The organism is Synergistota bacterium (assembly GCA_021159885.1).
GTDB lineage: Bacteria > Synergistota > GBS-1 > GBS-1 > GBS-1 > AUK310.
Genome location: JAGHDO010000016.1, coordinates 1 through 3,609 on the forward strand (window position 1 = coordinate 1; position 3,609 = coordinate 3,609).

7 protein-coding genes are annotated in these 3,609 nt (G+C 43.3%); 5 read left to right on the forward strand and 2 right to left on the reverse strand.

Annotated elements, in window-relative coordinates; all coding sequences use genetic code 11:
* The 5 genes from J7M13_01270 to J7M13_01290 all read left to right on the forward strand — a co-directional run.
* On the forward strand, positions 1 to 280 hold a 280-nt coding region (locus J7M13_01270), incomplete at its 5' end, for a Ni/Fe hydrogenase subunit alpha (protein MCD6362624.1).
* Positions 277 to 735, forward strand: coding sequence for a hydrogenase maturation protease (locus tag J7M13_01275; protein ID MCD6362625.1), 459 nt, complete (start codon positions 277 to 279; stop codon positions 733 to 735). The genes J7M13_01270 and J7M13_01275, both read left to right, overlap by 4 nt.
* Positions 717 to 1,103 (forward strand): hydrogenase maturation nickel metallochaperone HypA, encoded by a 387-nt coding sequence (gene hypA / locus J7M13_01280; GenBank protein MCD6362626.1) that lies wholly within the window; start codon positions 717 to 719, stop codon positions 1,101 to 1,103. Before J7M13_01275 ends, hypA begins: the two co-directional genes overlap by 19 nt.
* The gene (gene hypB, locus J7M13_01285; protein ID MCD6362627.1) at positions 1,072 to 1,731 is read left to right on the forward strand and encodes a hydrogenase nickel incorporation protein HypB; all 660 of its coding nucleotides are present in this window, start codon (positions 1,072 to 1,074) and stop codon (positions 1,729 to 1,731) included. The genes hypA and hypB overlap by 32 nt, the downstream gene beginning before the upstream one ends.
* 1 nt (position 1,732) lies before the next feature.
* Positions 1,733 to 2,317 (forward strand): DJ-1/PfpI family protein, encoded by a 585-nt coding sequence (locus J7M13_01290; protein ID MCD6362628.1) that lies wholly within the window; start codon positions 1,733 to 1,735, stop codon positions 2,315 to 2,317.
* A 43-nt stretch (positions 2,318 to 2,360) separates the two neighbouring features.
* On the opposite strand, the gene J7M13_01295 is transcribed toward J7M13_01290, so the two are convergent.
* Both J7M13_01295 and J7M13_01300 read right to left on the reverse strand, forming a co-directional pair.
* Complete coding sequence (locus J7M13_01295; GenBank protein ID MCD6362629.1) at positions 2,361 to 3,404, reverse strand: ABC transporter ATP-binding protein; 1,044 nt, start codon at positions 3,402 to 3,404, stop codon at positions 2,361 to 2,363.
* A partial coding sequence (locus tag J7M13_01300) for a molybdenum ABC transporter permease (protein MCD6362630.1) occupies positions 3,377 to 3,609 on the reverse strand: 233 nt, incomplete at its 5' end. The genes J7M13_01300 and J7M13_01295, both read right to left, overlap by 28 nt.

A 3,609-nucleotide genomic window follows, 5' to 3' on the forward strand; every position in this document is an offset into this window, starting at 1 on the left:
CTATAAGATAAACGAATCTGGAGAAATTATTAAAGCTAACCTTATAGTGGCAACCGTTAACAACAACAATGCTATGAATAAAGCAGTTGAGCTTGTAGCAAAGGAGTATATAAAGGGACCGGATGTTAAGGAAGGATTCCTTAACATGGTTGAGGTGGCGATAAGATGCTATGACCCATGTCTTTCATGTGCAACTCACGCTCTCGGTAAAATGCCGCTTGAGGTTTTGATCTACGATTCAGAAGGTAATGGGCTCAGGAAGCTGGTGAGAGATCTCTGATATCTATAATAGGTTATGGAAACTATTCACGTAAAGACGACGGAGTTGGTATATGGATAGGAGCAAGAATCAGGACAGGTTTTCGAAATATTGACAAAATCAAGGTTTTTCTTGCTCACCAGCTTATCCCAGAAATCATAGAAGAGATAAAGGATAGCAATCTCATCATATTCATAGATGCGAATGTATATCCTGGCGAGCTCTGGTCTTTGCGAAGGATAAGGCTGCGAAGGGTTAAGCTCTTCGCGGCTTCTAAATTCTTACCAGAGGAGATACTTCTCCTTATAGAAGAACTCTACAAAAGAACTCCTGAAGCATGGATTTTGAGCGTTAAGGGAAACGATTTTTCATTCGGGGCTGGCTTAACGCCAGAAACCAGGAGGTTGGCAATGGAGGCGGAAAAGCTTCTAAAGCATTTCTTAGAGGTGAGGATAACTTGCATGAATTCTCGTTAGCTGAATCTCTCTTAAAAGTAGCTTTAGAGGAAGCTGAAAAGCATGGAGCATCCAGAATACTCAGGATAAGAGTCAGGGCGGGTAAGCTTATGGGGGTTGTACCAGAGCTTCTTGATTTCGCGGTTAAATCCCTGTCGGAGGGCACGATAGCGGAAGGAGCTGTTCTCGAGCTGGAAGAAGTAGAGTTTAAAGGACACTGTCGGAACTGCGGAGCTCATTTCAGCGTTGAGGATTTCTGGGAAGTCTGTCCCAGATGCGGAAGCGACGAAATAGATATAAGCGGAGGAAATGAATTTGACCTCATAGGACTTGAAATAGAGGAGGGCGAAATCGAGGATGGAAATAAAGGTTGTAAGGAAGATCCTTGAAGCCAGCATAAGAGTTGCAGAAGCCAATAGGAGAATCTTAAAAGAGAGAGATATCAGGAGCTTTAACTTTATTGGCTCACCAGGAGCTGGAAAAACTTCTCTGATAGTCAAGATTATAGAGAAACTAAAAAAATATTATCGCATAGCTGTTATAGAGGGGGATCTTGCTACAGTGCGAGATGCTGAAGTCATAGCTAAAACAAATGTACCCGTTGTTCAAATAAACACGGAGGGAGCTTGCCATCTCGATGCAAACCTCGTTGGAAAGGCACTTGAGGAGCTTCCTCTCGAAAGCATAGATATTCTCTTCATAGAGAATGTTGGAAATCTGGTATGCCCCACGGCATTTGACCTTGGTGAAGATATCAAGATAGGGGTCTTAAGCGTTCCGGAGGGGGATGATAAACCGGAAAAATACCCAGTGATAGTTAAGGCCTCGAAAGGAATTGTGCTAAACAAGATAGACATGCTTCCTTACTTCAAATTCGATAAGGAAAGATTCTATTCACCTATAAGAAAACTTGCTCCGGATATGCCTGTGTTTGAGGTGTCCTGCGAAACGGGGGAGGGAATAGATGAGTTTGTAGACTGGATAATATCAAAAATAAGAAAGGAGGAAGCGAGATAGGATGCCCAAGAGGATACTTCTCCTCGCGGGGGATTTTGTGGAGGACTATGAAGCTATGGTTCCCTACCAGATGCTTCTTATGCTGGGATATGAGGTAGATACCGTCTGCCCTGACAAAAAGCCGGGGGATAGGGTAAAAACGGCAATACACGATTTCGAAGGGGATCAAACCTATACGGAAAAGCCGGGACATCTCTTCGCCATTACCAAGGATTTTAATGAGGTAAAGGTTGAGGATTATGATGGACTTGTTATACCAGGTGGGAGAGCTCCAGAGTATCTCAGAATGAATGAAAAGGTGGTGGAGCTCGTTAAGAGATTTGCTGAAGCAGGAAAGCCTATAGCTGCTATATGCCATGGGCCACAGCTTCTAACAGCTGCGAGAGTAATAAAAGAAAAGAAGATCTGCGCCTATCCTGCGGTTGCGACCGAGATAGAGCTCGCAGGTGCTACATATGTACCTCCGAATGAAACGTTCTCAAACGCCGTTGTAGACGGAATATTTATAACTGCGCCTGCCTGGCCTGCTCATCCCGAATGGATAAGAAAATTCGTGGAAGTCCTTGGTGCTAAGATAGAAATCTGAACTTTCTCTTCTAAAAAGGGTGGGGAGACACCCCACCCCTTTTTTAGATTATATGCCAAGCAGTAGCTTTAATAAGAAGATATACCTCCTTACCCACCTCGTTCAGCTTCATCTCAACGAATGACGATTGGGTTATAGACGCTTTAAATACTATCCCTTCAACATCAACATCAACTTCATAAAAGAAGCCCTTATGAATGAAATTCCTTATCTCTCCCCTGAGCACATTCCTTGCACTTGTTTTTGCAGGTTCAAGCGCAATTATTATATCCTCGGGTCTTATTCCAAGGGTAAATTTCTCCTTTTCAGGAACGAAACCAATTTCAACCCTTATCTTCCCCTCAAGTAAAACCTCACCGTTTTTAACTTCTGCTTTAAAGAGATTCTTCATTCCCACAAATTCAGCTACCTCCACCGAGTTTGGCTTCCAAAAAACCTCATCAGGTTTTCCTACTTGATAAATTTTTCCATCCTTTATTACACCGATTCTCGATGCCATACTCATTGCCTCACCAAAGCTGTGTGTAACCATAAGCGTGGTTGTCTTAGTTTGCTCTACTGTTTTCTTAATCAGCTCACCTAAGGTTCCTCTCAAGGGCGGATCTAAGGCACTTAAAGGCTCATCAAGCAGGAGAAGCTTAGGTTTTACTATTAGAGCTCTTGCCAGGGCGGCTCTTTGAGCCTCTCCTCCACTTATCTGATCGGGATATCTATCAAGTATACTCTCTATTTTAAGGCTTTTTATAAGCTTCTCGCTTAGATCAAGAAGATCTCTCCTCTGTCTCTTTCTAAATCTGAGCGGGAAGAGAATATTCTCATAGACGGTAAGATGAGGAAAGAGAGCATAGTCTTGATACACTATAGATATCCCTCTCTTCTCCGGAGGAAAATCAGTGATATCCACACCGTCTACAAATATTTTTCCACTCTTGGGCTTGAAAAGTCCCGCTATCGTCTCGAGTAAAACGGTTTTTCCTGCACCAGATGGACCGAGGATAACGAAAAATTCTCCATCCTCGATTTTGAGATCTATTCCCTTAAGCGAGAAATCCTCAAACTCTACCGATAATCCCTTGAGCTCAACCATCTTAATACCAAAAAGGAAGCTAAACAAACGAGTATTAATAGTACAGCAACAGGTCTTGAATATGCAAGTCCGTATCCTTCAAACCTGTGATAGACGAGGACGGGAGCGGTCATAGGATAGTAGGCCAGCACTATGACCGCTCCAAATTCGCTTATCGCCCTCGCTCCGCAAAGCGTCATTCCGGTTAGAAGGTGCCGCCAGCTTA

Excerpts from the sequence above, each read along its gene's own strand:
- hypB (MCD6362627.1), top strand. The coding sequence starts at position 1,072 with ATGGAAATAAAGGTTGTAAGGAAGATCCTTGAAGCCAGCATAAGAGTT.
- J7M13_01295 (MCD6362629.1), bottom strand. The coding sequence starts at position 3,404 with ATGGTTGAGCTCAAGGGATTATCGGTAGAGTTTGAGGATTTCTCGCTT.
- J7M13_01290 (MCD6362628.1), top strand. The coding sequence starts at position 1,733 with ATGCCCAAGAGGATACTTCTCCTCGCGGGGGATTTTGTGGAGGACTAT.